Raw genomic sequence first — 17,629 nt, forward strand, 5'->3', positions numbered from 1 at the left:
AAACTGATCCCTCTCTGCAGGAGGCAGATTTTGACCCTGGTCCAGATGCAGCCCCGCCCGGCGCATGCCGACCTCGCCCGCAGGACGGTGGACGACGCCATGGAAGCGGCCGGTCCGCAGGTCTGCGACGACATGACCGTCGAGGTGGCCCTGGCCGTCGCGGCGAGTTCCCGCGCTGATCGTCTGCTCGTCTGCGACGAGGACGGTCTCTGCACCGGGCTGATCACCCGGGAGCGGCTCGGCGTCATCCGCGACAGCGCCGCGTACACCGACCAGCTCCGTCTGCGCGATGTCCTCGGCGACCGCGGGCCGTTCACCTCGCCCATGACCACGATCACCGAGGCCGAGCACGCAATGCACTACCGCAAGCTCACCGCTCTGCCCGTCGTCGACGAGCAAGGCAGCGCTCTGGGCATCCTCGCCCTCGCCCGCTGAACCAGCTCACCATGGTCGGACCGTTCCCCTCTTCACCCTGTGAGGCAACATGCGCTGTGTCATCGCCCGCTTCCCGTTCGACCTGACCAAGAGCGGTGTCCTGGAGTCGATGAAGGGCATCAAGCCCGAGGAGGTCTCCGGCGAGTCCGTGATCATCGGCCGTCGTACCTACCCCGTCAAGCAGGTCGGCCAGGTCATCACCCGCCAGGACCGCCGCGACTTCAGCGTCGGCGAGGTCCTCCGGGCCATGACCCAGCTCGGCTTCACCTGCCGCGCCGGCCTCCCCCGGACGGCCGTGCCCGCGCGCGTGCTCAGCCCGCTCCAGCGGGCCTCCTCGATGCTCGGCACCCCCGTGACCGCCTGACCGGTGAGCCCGGCGCATGCCGCCACCCGGACAGCGAAGAGGGCCCGACCGGCACACGCCGATCGGGCCCTCTTCACGTACCGAGTCCTGACCGCCAGGAATCCGTGCGGAGAAGCCCCGGACCGGCTACCCGCCCGCGGGCTCGCACCTATCCGCAGGTCCGGCGTATGGGGGCTGGAGTCCTCGACGGCGACCTCGATGATGTCGGGGTGCACGGCCGGAGCGTGTAGGCGACGGCGGACTGGGAAGCAAGGGCTGTGCACTCGGCGCTCATCGTGGTCATCGCGCGCTCCGGGTCAGTTGTCGGTGGGCGGCCTTGCCTGCCCGGTCGTCGTGCCCTTCCACATGACTGTTCAACCTGACGGCACCCGATTACTTCAGCAACACGCACTCAAAAATCTATCCCGGCTGAAGTAGACATTGGGTGATCGCGTGGTTATGGTTTCACTCGTAGCCCAGAGAGACAGCAGGGCCTGGCAGAGACGAACTGCCGGGCAGCAGTACGTGCAGGTGCAGTACCCAGCAGTGAAGTCAGTGAGCAGCACCTCGGTGAAGGCGTCGACTGCGGACGCGCGCACCGGGAAGTTCGGCAGTGGGGTTCCAAGCCAGAGCAGACGCACGACGGGCGACGGGGCTGGCTGCCGAAACGTGGCGCTGGGCCAGGCCACGAGTTGTACGAGCAGCACCAGCAGTACGCAGTCCCCCGCTTTGCAAGCAGTTGACACCGAGGGATGAACGGAGGAGTTGAAGCGCCATCAGGATCGCCCGGACATAAGCCTGAGTCCGGGTACCGCAGGACATCGATAGCGAGGTGGTCTCCGGTCAAGCAACCGCGATCCCCGTACTCCCGGCAGCATCTCGGCCGGGTCGGCGGAAACAGAAGGCCGGCGCAGCAACAGGGCCGGCAGATGGTGTAGCAGTTCCTTCGGGGCCCTGGCGTCGTACGCGCCAGGGCCCCTCCCTGTGCTCCGCCCGCTTCCTCGGCGATCAACTCCTCGGGCTTCCGCGAGCTCAGGAGGGCCAGGTCGTCACGTTCGACATCACCCAGGGCCAGAAGGGCCCCCAGGCCGAGAACATCAACCCGGCCCAACCCTCCCCACCCCGCCCGCGCGGCCACCGCGATCGGCTCGGCAGCCTCATCGAGCGGCCGTGCTCGAACCCGATTACCTCCTGACCGGCCAAGAGCAAATCTATCCCGGCTGGAGTAGACATTGGGCGGTGGCGTGGTTATGGTTTCTCTCGTAACACAGAGAGACCGCAGGGCCGGGCAGAGACGAACTGCCGGGCAGCAGTACAGGCAGTACCCGTAGGTGCAGTGCGCAGGACGGTGCGGTGGTGGAGTTCCGAAGCCAGGGCTGGTGCAGGACGGCGACGGGACTGACGACCGGACCGGGTGACCCGCAGTGATCAGGGGCTACCACGAGCAGTAAGCAGCAGTGAAGTCAGTGAGCAGCACCTCGGTGAAGGCGTCGACTGCGGACGCGCGCACCGGGAAGTTCGGCAGTGGGGTTCCAAGCCAGAGCAGACGCACGACGGGCGACGGGGCTGGCTGCCGAAACGTGGCGCCAGGTCAGGTCACGAGCAGTACAAGCAGTTGGCAGTACAGCAGTGAGCATCACCAGCATTACGCAGTACCGTTCGGCAAGTAGTTGATCACTGAGGGAAGAAACGGAGGAGCTTAGCGCCATCAGGATCGCCCGGGCCGGCAGGTTGAAGCCCGGGTACCGCAGGACATCGATAGTGAGGTGGTCTCCGGTCAAGCAACCGCGATCCCCGCACCCCGATCACGCATGATTGGGGTCTGCGGACACAGAGGGCCGGCGCAGTACGAGGGCCGGCAGATGGTGTAGTAGTTCCTTCGGGGCCCTGGTGCCATAGGCGCCAGGGCCCCTCCACGCGTTCCAGAAAGAGGTTCAATGACAGCAGGTGACTCGTTCGGCCGTCTCGACGACGACGACTACCCCGCCTACACCATGGGCCGGGCCGCAGCGATGGTCGGCACCACCCAAGGTTTCCTCCGCGCCCTGGGCGAGGCCCGCCTCATCACCCCGCTCCGCTCGGACGGCGGTCACCGGCGCTACTCCCGCTACCAGCTGCGCATCGCCGCCCGCGCCCGCGAGCTCGTCGACCAAGGCACCCCGATCGACGCCGCCTGCCGCATCATCATCCTCGAAGACCAACTCGAGGAAGCCCAACGCATCAACGCCGAATACCGCCGCGCCAGCGAGTCCCCCACTCCACCGGCCTCGGCCTGAGGTGATCGTGCCCGTCGGCATCGGCGGGCACGATCATCTCGGCCCGCGGAATGTGGATGTACGCGCAGGACAGCGGTTACACGTCCGGGCAGTCACTGGTGGGATTCACCGCGGAAGCCGCTGAGGGTGCCATCGGGCACGTGGGCCGCGCCCGGTTCACCACCGACAGCGAAACAGCCGCGCACGACTACCTGTCCGCGGTCGGCGACTACTCGGCCCACTCCGACGGATACGTGGCCACCGCACACCTCCTCGGCCTGCTGGCCTCGCTTCCCCGCCCCCACCGCGTCCGGAGAGCACTTCTGGTCGGAACTGTGGAGGTCCTCGGGCTCCCTCTACCTGCTGCCCGCCAACATCAAAACGTGCGTGCTGAGTTCGCTGGCTGGAGAGGGCACCGGCTTGGCCGGCCAGATCCTCTCGGCCTTCGACGAGATGACCCCGCCCCAGCGCATCGCGGCCGGAGAGGTCATCGGCCAGGCACTCGCCGAGTCCGACCACCTCCCCGACCTCAAAACGCAGGTCATCGGCGAGCTGTGGCTCCGCGACCTCGAACTCACCGCCTGGCGCGTCCTGCACGCGGACCACAAATCAGCCGATCCGTCCAGGCGGGAGGCCTTCTTCGACGCATGGACGAGCGTCTGATCTGCAACGTCACCCGTGCGTGCACCGCCGAATGCGTGCGCGCTGCGTGAGCGGACGGGGCGGCACCAGCCGTCATACGGAGGACGCGGCACGGTCCGGAACCGCCCGGCACGGATTCGATCCCACGACCAGTGCGGGGGCCCCACCTCGTCACCGGCTGCACCAACTGACCCCAGCCGTGCTGGGCCGGCCTGGCCGCGTCGGCGTAACTGCCGGCCCTCAAGTAGGTCCTGCGCTGGGGTGGGACCGGGACCCCCCTCCGGTCCCGGCCCCACGGATCAGACGAGCAGCCGGGTCTCGGCGCTCGGCAGTTTGGTCCACCAGTGGGCGTACCGCCGGTAGACCTCCGGTTCGCGGTCGGCCAGGAAGGCCGTCAGCGCCCGGGCCTCGCCGGCGAGGTCCTCCCAGACCTCCTCCGGCAGGGGGTGGAAGGCGGTCGCCTCGATCCCGGCGCCGGCCGGGCGCCACACCCCGGCGACGCGGCCGTCGACCAGCAGGGTCGCCAGGGTGTCGCCGTTCATCCGGGCGACCAGCTTGCGGTACTCCGGCGGGACGATGCGGCTCCGGTCGGCGTAGGCCAGCAGCACGCTGTCCCACATGGCCATCAGCCGGGGCGGCGCGGGCGTGTCCTCCTCCGGGCGCGGTGCGCCCGGGACGTCGAACAGTTCCTCGCCGTCCGGACCCGTCAGCCGGTCGAGCCCTCCGGAGAGCTCCAGAGCGCGCAGCGCCTGACGGATCCTGGCCCGCTGGACCAGGGAGAACTGCGCCACGTCCGCCACCGACGCCGGCCCGAACCCCTCCAGATAGCGCAGGACCAGCGCCCGCAGGGACTCCTCGGAGGCCTCCGGGTCCGCCGGTACCGTGCGCGGCCGACGCGGGGGCGCGACGTACGACGGACGCTCCCCGAACGACCACGGCGCGGCGGTGGGCGCGTGCAGCAGCGGCGCGTACTGCCGCAGCCCCCACCACGCTCCGGGCTGCGGCGCCGCCCCCAGCCGCCGTCCGAGCCAGGCCTCGCACTCGGCCGTCGTACGGGGCCGGTCGGCGAAGTCCAGCAGCTCCGGCACGAGGACGTCGGCGTCCTCGGCCGTCAGCCCCGAGTCCGTGAAGCGGGTCCCGAGCCGGGCGGCCCGTACGGACGGCTGCACGGCCTCCCGGAAGGGCGGGTAGTCCTGCGCGTGCACGGCGTGCAGGGTCAGCCGCATCAGCGTCGACTTGACGACCTCGCGCCCCGTGAAGGCGGCGTCGAGGTCGGCCGGGTCGAAACCGGCGAGCCGGTTCCACAGCGCGAGGTAGGGCGAGGCGGCGTGCTGCGCCTGCAGGGCGACCACCCGGCGGACCGCGTCACCGACGCCCATCGCCTCGCGCCGCAGCAGCAACTGCCGTGCGAGGGTGGAGCGGTTGAGCTCCCTTGCGCTGACCTTCATGCCACGACCGTCCCGTCCCCTGTCGGAACGTGCAGCCTAACCGGCACCTCCGACAGCGCCTCGGATTCAGATGCTGACGCCCTTCGACCGGAGGTAGGCCAGCGGGTCGATGTCCGAGCCGTACGAGGGCCCGGTCCGGATCTCGAAGTGCAGGTGCGGGCCGGTCGAGTTGCCCGTGGAACCGGAGAGTCCGATGGTCTGGCCGCCGGTGACGCTCTGGCCGGACGAGACGGACAGCTGGGAGAGGTGCGCGTACTGGCTGTACTTGCCGTCGGCGTGCCGGATGACGACCTCGTTGCCGTACGAACCGCTCCACCCGGCGGAGACCACGGTGCCGGCGCCGACCGCCTTGACGGTGGTGCCACTGCTCGCGGCGAAGTCGACCCCAGTGTGGTAGCCGCTGGACCACATGGAGCCGGCGGTCTTGTACGCGGTGGACATGCCGCCGCCGACCGGGGCGACGAAGCCGGTCGAGGTGGAACCGGCCTGCCGCTTGGCGGGCGCCTTGGGGGCGGGCGCGGCGGCCTCGTCGGAGGAATCCGACGAATCGCCAGAAGTGGAAGAACCGGAGGAAGCCGAGGAAGGGGAGGAATCGGTGGAAGTGGACTTCTTGGCCTGCTTCGGCGTTTCGGCCGGCGCGGCCGGAGCCGCGCTCTTCGCGCCGAGCGTGAGCTTGAGGCCCGGGTGGATCAGCGAGGGGTCGGTGCCGACGGCCTCGCGGTTGTCCGCGTAGAGCTGCTCCCAGCCACCGGTGAGGTGCTGACGCTCGGCGATCTTGGAGAGGTAGTCGCCCGGCACCACGGTGTAGACGGTGGGGGCGGCCTGCGCGGCGGCCGGCGCGGCCTGGAGCGCTGCCGGCACCTGCGCGGCGACCACCTGCGGGGCCTGGACCGGCGCGGCGGCGGGCGCCGCGGCCGGGGCACCCGCGGCGTGGGCGCCGGTGGCGCCGAGCAGCGGAAGCGCGAGGGCCGCGCCACCGGTGCCCGCTGCGGCGAACCCGCGGGATATCGAGCGGGACTTGGGACGGCGGTGCTTACCCGTTCCGGACATGTCGAATTCCTCTCCGACGCCTGCGAGGTGAGCTGTCGGGTTCGGACTGGAGATGTCCGGCCGTCCTCGTGCCGGTGAACAGCACATGTACGGCTTCACCCCGAGCTGTCCCGTTGTAAAGATCTCGACCGGAGATCCGGAACAGCGGCTTACCTGGTTCCCCCGCTCCTGCCACGCGCGTGAATAGTCGGGTGCGGTTTCCGGTCGGTGGCAGGATTAGGCGGTCCGTCCGGATCGATCGCGAACGTAATCGAGTCCGGCCACAGGGAACAAGTCATGAATTCCCCAACAGAATCTTGAAGATGACGGGCCGCCGGAATTCCGGTCACCCTCCGTCCATTCCGCACCTTCAACAACCGCCCCAGCAGGGCAATTCGCCATTCGCGATCAGCCACTCACCGTCACCGTATGATCTGGCTCACGGGGGCGTGTCCGATCTCGCCTCTCGCTATGGCAAGTTGCCAGCAAGTAGCGTAATTCGGACACCATCAACGACGACAGCAGCGACGACGAGACCACGACACGGAGGAGCCCGGTGACCCAGCCGATACCCCAGAGCCCCCGCACCGATCCGGCACCGCAGGAGGCGGTGCTGATCGGAGTGCGCAACTTCCGCGACGTGGGCGGGTTGCCGACCACGGACGGTCGACGGGTCAAGTCGGGACGACTGTTTCGAAGCGGACATCTGGCGCATGCCACCGAAAGCGACGCAGAGTTCCTCGGGTCGCTCGGACTGCACACCGTCTTCGACTTCCGCAACGGCGCCGACCACGCCCTGGAGGGTCCGGACGTCGAGCTGCCTGGGGTGCTCAACGTCAACATCCCGCTGTCGGATCCGGCCGACGGCAGCGAGTTCTGGAAGATGGTCCGGGGCGGGGAGCTGGCTCAGCTCCGCGAGCTCCTGGGCGAGGGCAAGGCCGCCGCGCGGATGTCCCGTTCGTACCGGACGATGATCCGGACCCGTACCGCCGAGCACAGCCGGGTGGTGCACGCGCTCGCCGGGGACAGCGTCCCGGCCCTCATGCACTGCGCCGCCGGGAAGGACCGGGCCGGCCTGTCGATCGCCGTCACCCTGCTCGCGCTGGGCGTCGAGCGGGAGGCGATCGTCGCGGACTACCTGGAGTCGAACGCCCCGCACAACCGCTACCGGGTCCGCCGGGGCAGCGATGCGCCCGAGGCCCGCGCCCCCGAGGTGATGGAGCTGCTCGCCCCGCTCTTCGACGCCCGCGCCCCGTACCTGACCACGGCCTTCGACGCCATCGACGAGGAGTGGGGCGGCGTGGAGCGCTATCTCGCCGAGGGCCTCGGGCTCGCGCCCGAGACCCTGGACAGGCTCCGCGACCGGCTGCTGGACTGACGCCCCACGAGGTGGGCCGTCGCCCGCCGAGCCGCCGGTTCAGCGGTTCGCGACGGCCTGCCTCACCAGCGTCCGGCCGAAGTCCCACATCAGCGCGCCGCCGCCGTGGGCCTCGTCCATGACCGCGCGGAAGGCGCCGACGAACCGGTCGACGTCCGCCTCGTCCACGATCAGCGGCGGGATCAGTTTGATCACTTCCAGGTGGTCGCCGGAGACCTGCGTGAGGATCCGGTGCTTCTGCAGCAGCGGCACCACGACCATCTGCGCGAACAGCCCCTTGCGCGCCGCCTGCAGCATGCTCCAGCGGCTCCGCAGGCCCAGCGAGGACGGCCGGCCGAACTCGATGCCGATCATCAGCCCGCGTCCCCGTACCTCGTGGAGCAGTTCGTACTCGTCCACGAGCGCGGCGAGCCGGCCGCGCAGCAGGTCGCCCATCGCGCGGGCGCCCGCCACCACCTGCTCGTCCTCCATGACGGACAGGACGGCGAGCCCGGCCGCCATCGCCTGCGCGTTGGAGCCGAAGCTCGCGGAGTGGACGAGCACCCGGTCCATGGAGGAGTAGACCTTCTTGAAGATCCAGTCCTTGCCCAGGGTCGCGCCGACGGGCACGTAGCCGCCGGAGAGGGCCTTGGCCACGCAGACCAGATCCGGTTCGACCCCGGCCTCGTGCTGGTAGGCGTAGAAGTCACCGGTCCGTCCGAGGCCGGTCTGCACCTCGTCCGCGATCAGCAGCGCCCCCCGCCGGTGCAGCGCCTCCTGCGCGGCGAGCAGGAATCCGGGCGGGGCGGCGAGCACCCCCTTGCCCTGGATCGGCTCCACGACGAGGGCCGCCACGTCCCCCTTCTTGAGCTCCCGCTCCAGCGCGGCCAGGTCCCCGAGCGCGATCCCGGTGTCCGGCAGCAGCGGAGCGAAGCCGTCGCGGAAGCCGGCCTCGCCGTTGACCGAGAGCGAGCCCGTCGTGAGCCCGTGGAAGGCGTGGTCGCAGTAGAGGATCCTGGGCCGCCCGGTGGCGTACCGGGCGAACTTCAGGGCGGTCTCCACCGCCTCGGTGCCGCTGTTGCCGAAGAAGACCCGGTCCAGGTGCGGACTGTGGGAGAGCAGCTTCTCGGCCAGCAGCCCGGGCAGCGGCTGGCAGTCGAAGCGGGTGAGGTCGGCGAGCTGGGCGTCCAGCACGTCGTGCAGGGCCTGCCTGACCACCGGGTGGTGGCGGCCCAGGCCCATCACCCCGAAGCCGGCCAGCATGTCGAGGTAGTCGTTGCCCTCGGCATCCCAGAAGTGGGCTCCCTCGGCCCGCACGTAGACCTTGTCGAACCCGATGGTGTGCAGCATCCGCGGCAGCTGGTGGTTGAGGTGGCGGGCGTGCAGTTCGTACCGCTCGCCACCCCGCTCGGCCAGCAGGGCGCCGAGATCGAAGCCGGTCATGCCGACTTGTCCCGGTTCCCGCCCCCCACGGTCTCGCGGACCGCCCGCAGCGACTCCTTCAGGGAACCCATGGTGGCCAGGACGGCCGTGGGCTCGTACCCGCAGTGCGCCATGCAGTTGGCGCAGCGCGGGTCCTTCCCGCGGCCGTACTTGCTCCAGTCGGTCTCCTCGATCAGTTCCCGGTACGTGGGCACGTACCCGTCGCTCATCAGATAGCAGGGGCGCTGCCATCCGAAGAGCGAGTAATTCGGAATGGCCCAGGCGGTGCAGGGGAAATCGGCTTTGCCTTCCAGGAAGTCCAGGAAGAGCGGGGAGTGGTTGAGCCGCCAGCGCCGCCGGTTGCCTCCGGCGAAGGCCTTCTTGAACAGTTCGCGGGTCTGTTCGACGCCGAGGAAGTGCTCCTGGTCGGGGGCCTTTTCGTAGGCGTAGGCCGGCGAGATCATCATCTCGTCCACCTGGAGATCGTCATTGAGGTAGTTGAGGACCTCGATGATGGTCTGCGGGGTGTCGGTGTTGAAGAACGTGGAGTTGGTCGTCACCCGGAATCCGCGACGCTTCGCCTCCTTGATGGCCGCGACCGCCTCGTCGAAGACTCCTTCCTTCGCCACCGACTCGTCGTGGCGCTCGCGCAGTCCGTCGATGTGGACGGCGAAGGCGAAGTACGGGGAGGGCGTGAACTTCTCGATCTTCTTGCGGAGCAGCATGGCGTTGGTGCAGAGGAATACATACTTCCGCTTGGCCACCAACTGGCGCACGATCTCGTCGATCTGCGGGTGCATCAAGGGCTCGCCGCCCGCGATGGACACCATGGGCGCGCCCGATTCCAGCACGGCGCCCACCGCCTGGGCCACGGGCATGCGCTGCTTGAGCACCCCGGCCGGGTGCTGGATCTTCCCGCACCCCTCGCAGGCCAGGTTGCAGGCGTAGAGCGGTTCCAGCTCGACGATCAGCGGGAACTTCTCACGCTTGCGGAGCTTCTGTTCGAGCAGGTACGTCCCGACCCTGATGGTCTGTCGCAGTGGCATGGCCATCTGGCTCACCTCCTGGGGAGCAGCAAAGAACGGTGCCATTCGTAAAACGCGGGCAGTACGGCACGCAGTACGCGAAAGGCCGATATTCCCCCGCGAACGGTGCCGATACGGACGAGCTCATGCTCCGGAGCGTCCACGATCACCCGGACGGCCGCAACCGGACGGTCCGCGCCCCCCCGGGCGCTCCCGCCCCGGGTCGCGGTCCACAGGGTGGCGGCCGATTCCATGTCGACCCCGATGGCGCCGCCGGCGCGCAGCTGGGCGCGCTCCTGGCCCCGGACGACGTGGTCGGATCCGGTCAGTGCACCGAGGTGTACGGTCCGGCCGGGTACGGCCCGGGCCAGCGCCTCGGCGAGCAGGGCGGTACCGGCGCAGGCGACCGTGCCGCGCGGGTCCCGGGTCTCCTCGGCGACGATCAGGTCGCCGGGGCTCATGCCGGGCAGCAGCCCGGCGCAGAATCCGGTGGCGAGCACGGCGGCGCCGTGCAGCTCCGGCTCGGCCAGCTTCCGGCCGACGGCGCGTTCGGCCGCGCGCGGGCCCATGCCGGTGCGCAGGACCTCGTACCGCTCGGGCGCACCCCGCTCGCGGCCGCCGCGGTACGAGGTGCTGCGCAGGGCGGTCCGCTCGATGCGCAGGGCGCAGGCGATCAGCAGCGGCGGCGGGGCGGCCGCGGCGGGGCCGCCGGTCATCAGGCCTCCCCGGGCAGCGGGGCGGCGTGCGGGAGGGCGGCCGGATCCGCGTACCGCCCGCCCGGGCCGAACGGTTCTCCGTAGAGATAGCGGCCGAGGGCGGTGAGCGGGAAGACCTGGCGGTACAGGTGGTAGTTGATGGAGAAGTCCCAGGGGAATCCGGTACCGGTGAAGTACGGCTCGGCCCAGGTGCCGTCGGGGCGCTGGGTGGAGACGAGGTAGCCGATCCCCCGCTGCACGGACGGCGCGTCGCGCTCCCCCGCCGACAGCAGGGCCATCAGCGCCCACGCCGTCTGCGAGGCGGTCGAGGCGCCCTTCCCCGCCCAGGACGGGTCCCGGTAGGAGCGCTGGTCCTCGCCCCATCCCCCGTCCTCGTTCTGTACGGATTCCAGCCAGTCCACGGCCCGCCGGATCGCGGGGTGCGAGGGGGCGAAGCCCGCGGCGGTCAGCGCCGGGACCACCGAGCCGGTTCCGTAGACGTAGTTGGTGCCCCAGCGGCCGAACCAGCCGCCGTTCGGGTCCTGTTCGGCGAGGAGCCAGGCGATGCCGCGCCGGGTGCGCGCATCGCCCGCCCGGCCCTCGACGGCGAGCATTTCGACGACGTGGGCGGTGACGTCGGCCGAGGGCGGGTCGATGACCTCGCCGAAGTCGCAGAAGGGCAGCTTGTTGGGGTAGGGGCTGGTGTTGTCGGCGTCGAAGGCACCCCAGGCGCCGTTCTTCGACTGCATGCCGAGGTTCCAGGACACGCCCCGGGCGATGGCGCCTTCCACCCGTGCCGGGTCGGGGTGCTTGACGCGGCGCAGGGCGAGGACGACCTCGGCGGTGTCGTCGATGTCGGGGTAGTTGTCGTTGTGGAACTCGAACGCCCAGCCGCCCGGGGCCAGTCCGGGCCGGCGCACGGCCCAGTCCCCGCTGCGGACGATCTCCTCGTCGAGCATCCAGTCGGCGGCCTTGACCAGGGCGGGGTGGTCGGGGCGCAGACCCGCGTCGGCCAGTGCGATGGCCGCCAGGCAGGTGTCCCACACCGGGGACTGGCAGGCCTCGATCATGCGGGCGCCGTCCGCCCGCCACACCGTGAACCGGTCGAGGGACTCCAGTCCGGCCCGCATCACCGGGTGCCCGAGGTCGTATCCGAGCAGGTGCAGGGCGATGACGGAGTACACGGCGGGCGGCTGGATGCCGCCCCAGCAGCCGTCGTTCTCCTGCCGTTCCACGATCCAGCGGCCAGCCCTCGCCATGGCCGCCGCGCGCAGCCGGCGCGGGGCGAACCGGCGGTAGACGTGCAGGGCCTTGTCCATCCGCTGGAACGCGCCGTCCCAACTGGCCATCGGCGCCAGCTTCTTGTCCGGGTACGGGGTGCGCGCGTCGGTGTGCAGCTCGTCCAGGGCGAAGGGGGCCGGGCGGACCGGGCGTAGGGCGGAGACCACGGTGAGGGGCACGATCGTCTGCCGGGCCCAGCAGCCGAAGTCATAGATGTTCAGCGGCACCCAGGGCGGCAGGAAGAGCAGTTCGGGAGGGAGTTCGGGCAGGTGGTCCCAGCTCCACCAGCCGAACAGCGCCAGCCAGATGCGGGTGAAGACGCGGGCTCCCGCGACTCCGCCGTGGGCCCGGATCCAGGCCGAGGCGCGGGCCATGTGCGGGGCGCCCGGGTCGTCTCCGGCGAGGCGCAGGGCCACGTAGGCCTCGATGGTGGCGGACAGGTCGGAGGGGCCGCCGTGGAAGGTGGCCCAGGTCCCGTCGTCCTGTTGCTCGCCGCGGATGAACAGGGCCGCGGCCCCGGTGGTGGCCTCGTCCCCGATGCCGAGGAACTGGCGCAGCAGCAGGTCCTCGGCGTCCATGGTGACGTTGGTCTCCAGGTCGCCCTTCCACCAGCCGGCCTCGTCCTGCCGGTCGAGCAGGTCGCGGACGGCCCGCTCGATGGTCTCGCGGACGGCCCCGGTGTCGTCCGGGTCGGCGCCGGTGTCGTCCGGGTCGGCGCCGGTGTCGTCCGGGTCGGCCCCGGTGTCGTCCGGGTCGGCGCCGCAGGCGTGGGCGCCGCCGTCGGTCGTCGCAGTCATGGCTTCCCCTTTGCGTGCAGTGTCCTCTGCTGTCCTCCGCTGTCATGGGGTTCGCCGTCGGCCGGTACTCCTGGCAGGTCGTACCGGCCGGCGACTGGCGATTCATATGCGCGTACGGGTGGCGATCACCTCTTGCGCACGACGACGAAGTCGGCGAGCGCCACGAGCTGGTCGCGCACGCGCTGGTCCATGTCCACGTCGTCGAGGGCCTTGATGGCGATCTCGTACTGGCGGCGCGCCTCGTCGGCGGTCCACCGGCGGCCGCCGGCGGCCTCGATGAGCGCGGCGCGGGCCGCGAACTCCTCCTCCGAGAAGTTCTCGAAGTCGTTGCTCTTGGCGTCGGCGGCGAGCAGCTGGGTGAGTTCCTCGCTGGCCGGTCCGCCGGCGGCGAGGGCCGCGACGACGGGCAGCGACTTCTTGCGCTGGCGCAGGTCGCTCCAGGTCTGCTTGCCGGTGGACTCCGGGTCGCCCCAGATGCCGAGGAGGTCGTCGACGGCCTGGAAGGCGAGGCCGAGGTGGTAGCCGTACTCCTCCAGCTTGTCGGCCGTACGGTCGTCCGCGCCGCCGAGCACGGCGCCGATGGAGACCGCGCAGGCGAGCAGGGCGCCGGTCTTGTTGCCCTCCATCTCCAGGCACTCCTCGACGGTGACGCTCTCGCGGTGCTCGTAGGAGATGTCCTGGGCCTGGCCGTCGATGAGCTTGCGGCTCGCGGTGGTCAGGCGGCGGGCCGCGCGGCCGGCCTCGACCGTGCCGAGCTCCAGCAGCACCTCGTTGGCCAGGGCGAACAGGGCGTCGCCGACCAGGATCGCGAGGGCGGGTCCGTGGACCTTCCACACCGTGTCGCGGTGGCGGCGCTGCTCGTCGCCGTCCATCAGGTCGTCGTGCAGCAGTGAGAAGTTGTGGACGAGTTCGACCGCGACGGCGCCGGGGATGCCGACCTCGGCGGCGGCGCCGGCGGCCTCCGCCGAGAGCAGGGCGAGGGCGGGGCGGACGGCTTTGCCGCCGTCGCCGTCGGCCGGGTTGCCCTGGGCGTCGATCCAGCCGAAGTGGTAGGCGGCGACGGTGTCCATGGGCGCGGCGAGCCGGTCCACGGCGGCGCGGAGCACGGGCGTCGAGAGCGTACGGCCTCGTTCGAGGAGGGCGAGCGTGTCCGCCTTCTCCCCGCCGGCCGGGCCCGCACTGGCGTCCGTGTTCTCGACGGCCGGATTCCCCGGGTTCACTGGCTCTCCTCTGGTTCCTGTACGTACTGCGGTGCGTGGTGCTGCGTGGCCGGTCGTGCCGGTCGTGCCGGTACCAGGGGTACCGATGGGGCTGACGGTGCCGGTGGTGGTCATACCGCCTCCTGCAAGGGGTGTTCGCGGTGGCGGCCCAGCGGGACCAGCGCGGCATGGGCCGCGGTCAGTCCGCTGCGGACGGCGCTCTCCATGGTCGCGGGCCAACCCGTCGCGGTCCACGCACCGGCGAGGTAAAGCCCCGGCGTGTCGGTCCGGGTTCCGGGCCGCAGCCGTCCGACACCGGGGGTGGGGGCGAAGGTCGCGGTGCGCTCCCGGGTGACGAAGAAGTCGCGCACCTTGGCTCCGCGCGCGGCGGGCAGCAGCCGTTCCAGCTCGGGCAGGTACTTCGTGCGCAGGACCGAGACGGGCTCGTCGATGTCCTCGTGGGCAACGGACTGGGACAGGGCCAGGTACTGGCCGCCGTCGGGCAGTCCGGAGGAGTCGGTGCGGTCGAAGACCCACTGGACCGGGGAGCCGAGCGCCGCGAAGAAGGGCTGCTTGAGTACCTTGCGGTCGTACACGACGTGCACGTTGAGGATCGGCGCGGTGCCGATGTCGAGCAGCTTGTCGGGGTCGGCGAGCGCTCCGGCTGGCAGCAGTCCGTGCGCCTCGCGCTGCGGGACGGCGAGGACGACGGTGCCGGCGTCGAACGAGCCGCTCTCGGTGGCCACCCGCCAACCGTCTTCCGCGGTACGGGAGATGTCCGTGACCCGGGTGCGCAGCTCGGTGCGCACCCCGGCGGCGTCCAGGGCCTTGCGGGCGAGGGTGTCGTGCAGGTCGCCGAGCGGTACCCGGGCCCAGCCGATGTCGGCCGCGCCGTTCTCGGAGAGCAGGCCGGTCTTGAAGACCATGGCGGCCAGGCCCAGCGAGGACTGCCCGGCGGTGGCGTTGAGGGTGGCGATGCCGACGAGGTCCCACAGCGCCTCGATGGTGCGCGGGGACTGGCCGTACCGGCCGAGCCAGGTCGCGAAGTCCACGCCGTCGAGCGCCGGGTCGGCGGGGTCGAGGCGGCGCAGCGCGAGGGCGGCGCGCCCGACGGAGGCCCGCTCCGCGAGCGAGAGGTGCGGGTAGCGGGCGAGGGAGCCGGCCAGGTGCAGCGGTACGGGCAGGGCGCTGCGGCGCAGCCGTCCGAGCCGGGGGCCGCCGGGGTGGGCGACGTCGAGGACGGGTACGTCGAGCCGGTCCTGCAGGGGCGCCAGGTCCGTACCGTCGATGCGGTCGAGGAACCACCGGTAGGCGGTGCAGCAGCGCAGGTAGACGTGCTGGCCGTTGTCCACGGTCAGTTCACCGCGCTTGAAGGAGAACGCCAGGCCGCCGAGGCGGGGCCGTCCCTCCAGCAGGGTCACCCGCAGACCCGCGTCGGCGAGTTCCAGCGCGGTGGTGACGCCGGCGAGCCCGCCGCCGACGACCACGGCGTGCTCCGCGCTCATGCGTCCTCCTCTGTCGCTCCCACAGACGCCGCCGGGCGCCGCGGGGTTGCTCCCGTCCGCCCCGTCGGCACGGCTCGCCGGCCCGTCGTCATCAGAGCCGCCTCCTGGTGCTCTGGCGCGCGATGGTCCGCGCGTCCAGGCCGGAGAGGCCGCGGACGGCCACGTACGCCTTCTCGTGCGGCGGCAGCGAGACCCGGCCGCGGAGCACGGCCTCCGGCTCGCGCTCGATGCGGTCGAGCAGGCGCCGGTAGATGCCGGCCATGGCCGCGACGCAGGCGCCGCTGCGCCGGTCGAGCAGCGGCAGCAGCCGGTAGCCCTCCACGAACAGGGCCCGGGCGCGCCGGACTTCGTGATGGACGAGGCCGGCGAAGTCGGCGCCGGGGGGCATCCGGTCGCTGCGGAAGCCGTCGGAGCAGCCGAACTTGGCGAGGTCCTCGGCGGGCAGGTAGGTGCGCCCGTTGGCCGCGTCCTCGCGAACGTCCCGCAGGATGTTGGTGAGTTGCAGGGCGAGGCCGAGGGTGTCGGCGTACTCGCCGGCCCGTGCCGCGTCGTGCGCGCCGGACCCGTTGGTGGAGGCGGTGCCGAACACGCCGAGCGAGAGCCGGCCGATGGCTCCGGCCACGCAGCGGCAGTAGACCTTGAGGTCGTCCCAGGTCTCGTACGTCTCGCCGCGGACGTCCATGAGGACGCCGTCGATGAGTTCGTCGAGCCCTTCGAGCGGGATCGGGAAGCGGCGCGAGGCGTGCGCGAGGGCGACCGCGACCGGGTCGGTGTCGTCCTCGTCGATCTCCTCGGCGCGGATCCGGCCGAGCAGGGTGCGGGTCTCCTCCAGCCGGGTCAGCTTGACCTCGTGCGGCAGCGTGCCGTCGCCGATGTCGTCGACCCGCCGGGAGAAGGCGTACAGCGCGGACATGGCCTGCCGCTTGTCTGCGGGCAGCAGCCGGATGCCGTAGGCGAAGTTGCGCGCCTGCGAGCCGGTGACGGCCTCGCAGTAGCTGTAGGCAGCCGAAATCGGTGCGGACATCGCTGTCGGCACGGACGGCGCGCCCGGTGCGGACGCGTGTGTGGGGCCCTCCACGGTCGGGCTCACCCCTTTCTCGGCGCTGTGCGCAGGACGGCGGCCACCTCGCGGAGCAGGACGCTCTTGGTGGCCTTGGGCGGGCCGGGAAGGACGTCGAACCCGGCGGCGGTGACGGCTCGCAGGGCGGCGCGTCCTCCTCCCACGAAGCCCGCGAGCAGCAGCCGGAGCCTTCCGTGGACGCTGCCCACGAGCGGCGTGCCTTCGTCGAGGAGCTCCCGCGCCCGTTCGGTTTCGAAGGCGACGAGGGCGCGTACGGACGCTCCCGCGGTCGGGGCCTTCAGGTCGGTCTCGGTCACGTGGAAGCGGCGCATGTCCTCGCCCGGGAGGTAGATCCGGTCCCGGGCGAGGTCCTCGGCGACGTCCTGGAGGTGTTCGGCGATCTGCAGGGCGGTGCAGACGGCGTCGGAGCGGCGGATCCGCTCGGGGGTGCTGGTGCCGGTGAGGTCGAGCACGAGCCGGCCCACCGGGTTGGCGGAGAGTTCGCAGTAGCCGACGAGGTCGCCGTACGTCGCGTAGCGCGCGACCCGCTGGTCCTGGCGGTTGGCCTCGATGAGCGCGAGAAACGATTCGGGGGTGAGTCCGTGGGCGCGCACGACGGGCTGCAGGGCCAGCATCAGGGGGTGGCGCGGGGGCCCGTCGGTGCCGCCGAAGACGCGGCCCAGGTCGGCTTCGAGGGCGTCGAGCATGGCGGGCCGGTCGTCCGCGGCGGCGGGGTCGAGGCCCAGCAGCACGGCGTCGTGGCCGCCCGGGGCGAGGTCGCCGTCACCGATGTCGTCGACCAGGCGGGCGTACCCGTAGACCGCCATCAGGCCCTCGCGCCAGGCGCGGGGCAGGAAGGCGGGGGCGACGGGGAAGTTCTCGGAGCGTGCCTTGCCGAGGGTGGCGGCGCCGGGGCGGGCGGGGAAGGAGCCGGAGGCGTCGGACAGCTCGTGCGGCCGGGGGCTGGTGCCGTGCCCCGGGGTCACCGCCCGCCGCCCGCGGCGGGGACGGCCGTCGTGCCTGGGGGCCGGAGAATTCCCGTAGCCATTGCCGTCACATCTCCCGTTCTACACTGCAAACCCAAAACATCCTATTTCGGACACGCCGCCGCGTTTTCCCCGGGGCGTTCTGGGCTA

The 17,629-nt window shown here is 71.2% G+C and carries 15 protein-coding genes, 1 pseudogene and 1 riboswitch; of the genes and pseudogenes, 6 read left to right on the forward strand and 10 right to left on the reverse strand.

The features are described from left to right. Positions 1–30: 30 nt before the first annotated feature. The 5 genes and pseudogenes from OG898_RS33845 to OG898_RS33865 all read left to right on the forward strand — a co-directional run bounded on the left by OG898_RS33845 (position 31) and on the right by OG898_RS33865 (position 3,696). Positions 31–435, forward strand: coding sequence for a CBS domain-containing protein (locus OG898_RS33845; RefSeq protein ID WP_266962245.1), 405 nt, complete (start codon positions 31–33; stop codon positions 433–435). A gap of 49 nt (positions 436–484) precedes the next feature. Beyond that, positions 485–799 (forward strand): SCO5918 family protein, encoded by a 315-nt coding sequence (locus OG898_RS33850; RefSeq protein WP_266962248.1) that lies wholly within the window; start codon positions 485–487, stop codon positions 797–799. A gap of 1,012 nt (positions 800–1,811) precedes the next feature. Beyond that, positions 1,812–1,886, forward strand: a pseudogene (locus OG898_RS33855) (cold-shock protein); the annotation flags it as partial. Between the two features lie 829 nt (positions 1,887–2,715). Further along, the gene (locus OG898_RS33860) at positions 2,716–3,054 is read left to right on the forward strand and encodes a MerR family transcriptional regulator (RefSeq protein WP_250740871.1); all 339 of its coding nucleotides are present in this window, start codon (positions 2,716–2,718) and stop codon (positions 3,052–3,054) included. A 366-nt stretch (positions 3,055–3,420) separates the two neighbouring features. Then, positions 3,421–3,696 carry a hypothetical protein gene (locus OG898_RS33865; protein WP_266962748.1) on the forward strand — a complete coding sequence of 92 codons (276 nt, stop codon included), beginning with the start codon at positions 3,421–3,423 and terminating at the stop codon, positions 3,694–3,696. 278 nt (positions 3,697–3,974) lie between these two features. Here the strand turns inward: OG898_RS33865 and OG898_RS33870 are convergent, their stop codons facing one another. Further along, positions 3,975–5,123, reverse strand: coding sequence for a winged helix DNA-binding domain-containing protein (locus OG898_RS33870; protein WP_266962253.1), 1,149 nt, complete (start codon positions 5,121–5,123; stop codon positions 3,975–3,977). Positions 5,124–5,189: 66 nt separating this feature from the next. Further along, positions 5,190–6,173 carry a LysM peptidoglycan-binding domain-containing M23 family metallopeptidase gene (locus OG898_RS33875; protein WP_266962260.1) on the reverse strand — a complete coding sequence of 328 codons (984 nt, stop codon included), beginning with the start codon at positions 6,171–6,173 and terminating at the stop codon, positions 5,190–5,192. A 4-nt stretch (positions 6,174–6,177) separates the two neighbouring features. Continuing rightward, positions 6,178–6,373: riboswitch (cyclic di-AMP (ydaO/yuaA leader) on the reverse strand. A gap of 335 nt (positions 6,374–6,708) precedes the next feature. Here OG898_RS33875 and OG898_RS33880 point away from each other — a divergent pair. Then, positions 6,709–7,530 carry a tyrosine-protein phosphatase gene (locus OG898_RS33880; RefSeq protein WP_250740868.1) on the forward strand — a complete coding sequence of 274 codons (822 nt, stop codon included), beginning with the start codon at positions 6,709–6,711 and terminating at the stop codon, positions 7,528–7,530. Between the two features lie 39 nt (positions 7,531–7,569). Here OG898_RS33880 and OG898_RS33885 read toward each other — a convergent pair whose 3' ends face one another. From OG898_RS33885 to hpnC, 8 genes are all read right to left on the reverse strand, one after another. Further along, positions 7,570–8,952, reverse strand: coding sequence for an aspartate aminotransferase family protein (locus OG898_RS33885; RefSeq protein WP_250740867.1), 1,383 nt, complete (start codon positions 8,950–8,952; stop codon positions 7,570–7,572). Next, on the reverse strand, positions 8,949–9,983 hold the full coding sequence (gene hpnH, locus OG898_RS33890) for an adenosyl-hopene transferase HpnH (protein ID WP_250740866.1): 1,035 nt from the start codon (positions 9,981–9,983) through the stop codon (positions 8,949–8,951). Before hpnH ends, OG898_RS33885 begins: the two co-directional genes overlap by 4 nt. A 5-nt stretch (positions 9,984–9,988) precedes the next feature. Further along, positions 9,989–10,672 (reverse strand): 1-hydroxy-2-methyl-2-butenyl 4-diphosphate reductase, encoded by a 684-nt coding sequence (locus OG898_RS33895; protein ID WP_250740865.1) that lies wholly within the window; start codon positions 10,670–10,672, stop codon positions 9,989–9,991. Then, the gene (gene shc, locus OG898_RS33900; protein WP_266962269.1) at positions 10,672–12,729 is read right to left on the reverse strand and encodes a squalene--hopene cyclase; all 2,058 of its coding nucleotides are present in this window, start codon (positions 12,727–12,729) and stop codon (positions 10,672–10,674) included. The genes OG898_RS33895 and shc overlap by 1 nt, the downstream gene beginning before the upstream one ends. Before the next feature lie 125 nt (positions 12,730–12,854). Continuing rightward, positions 12,855–13,949, reverse strand: coding sequence for a polyprenyl synthetase family protein (locus OG898_RS33905; protein WP_250740863.1), 1,095 nt, complete (start codon positions 13,947–13,949; stop codon positions 12,855–12,857). Between the two features lie 110 nt (positions 13,950–14,059). Further along, complete coding sequence (gene hpnE, locus OG898_RS33910; protein WP_250740862.1) at positions 14,060–15,433, reverse strand: hydroxysqualene dehydroxylase HpnE; 1,374 nt, start codon at positions 15,431–15,433, stop codon at positions 14,060–14,062. A gap of 91 nt (positions 15,434–15,524) precedes the next feature. Continuing rightward, positions 15,525–16,457, reverse strand: a complete 933-nt coding sequence (hpnD, locus tag OG898_RS33915; protein ID WP_266962273.1) for a presqualene diphosphate synthase HpnD — start codon at positions 16,455–16,457, stop codon at positions 15,525–15,527. Between the two features lie 62 nt (positions 16,458–16,519). Continuing rightward, complete coding sequence (gene hpnC, locus OG898_RS33920; protein ID WP_250740889.1) at positions 16,520–17,440, reverse strand: squalene synthase HpnC; 921 nt, start codon at positions 17,438–17,440, stop codon at positions 16,520–16,522. Positions 17,441–17,629: the final 189 nt, after the last annotated feature.

It is taken from the genome of Streptomyces sp. NBC_00193 (assembly GCF_026342735.1).
Lineage (GTDB): Bacteria > Actinomycetota > Actinomycetes > Streptomycetales > Streptomycetaceae > Streptomyces > Streptomyces stoeckheimensis.

Coding starts and splice junctions, on each gene's coding strand:
- OG898_RS33885 (WP_250740867.1), bottom strand. CDS start 8,952: ATGACCGGCTTCGATCTCGGCGCCCTGCTGGCCGAGCGGGGTGGCGAG.
- shc (WP_266962269.1), bottom strand. CDS start 12,729: ATGACTGCGACGACCGACGGCGGCGCCCACGCCTGCGGCGCCGACCCG.
- OG898_RS33875 (WP_266962260.1), bottom strand. CDS start 6,173: ATGTCCGGAACGGGTAAGCACCGCCGTCCCAAGTCCCGCTCGATATCC.
- OG898_RS33860 (WP_250740871.1), top strand. CDS start 2,716: ATGACAGCAGGTGACTCGTTCGGCCGTCTCGACGACGACGACTACCCC.
- hpnE (WP_250740862.1), bottom strand. CDS start 15,433: ATGAGCGCGGAGCACGCCGTGGTCGTCGGCGGCGGGCTCGCCGGCGTC.
- hpnH (WP_250740866.1), bottom strand. CDS start 9,983: ATGGCCATGCCACTGCGACAGACCATCAGGGTCGGGACGTACCTGCTC.
- OG898_RS33870 (WP_266962253.1), bottom strand. CDS start 5,123: ATGAAGGTCAGCGCAAGGGAGCTCAACCGCTCCACCCTCGCACGGCAG.
- OG898_RS33850 (WP_266962248.1), top strand. CDS start 485: ATGCGCTGTGTCATCGCCCGCTTCCCGTTCGACCTGACCAAGAGCGGT.
- OG898_RS33895 (WP_250740865.1), bottom strand. CDS start 10,672: ATGACCGGCGGCCCCGCCGCGGCCGCCCCGCCGCCGCTGCTGATCGCC.
- hpnD (WP_266962273.1), bottom strand. CDS start 16,457: ATGTCCGCACCGATTTCGGCTGCCTACAGCTACTGCGAGGCCGTCACC.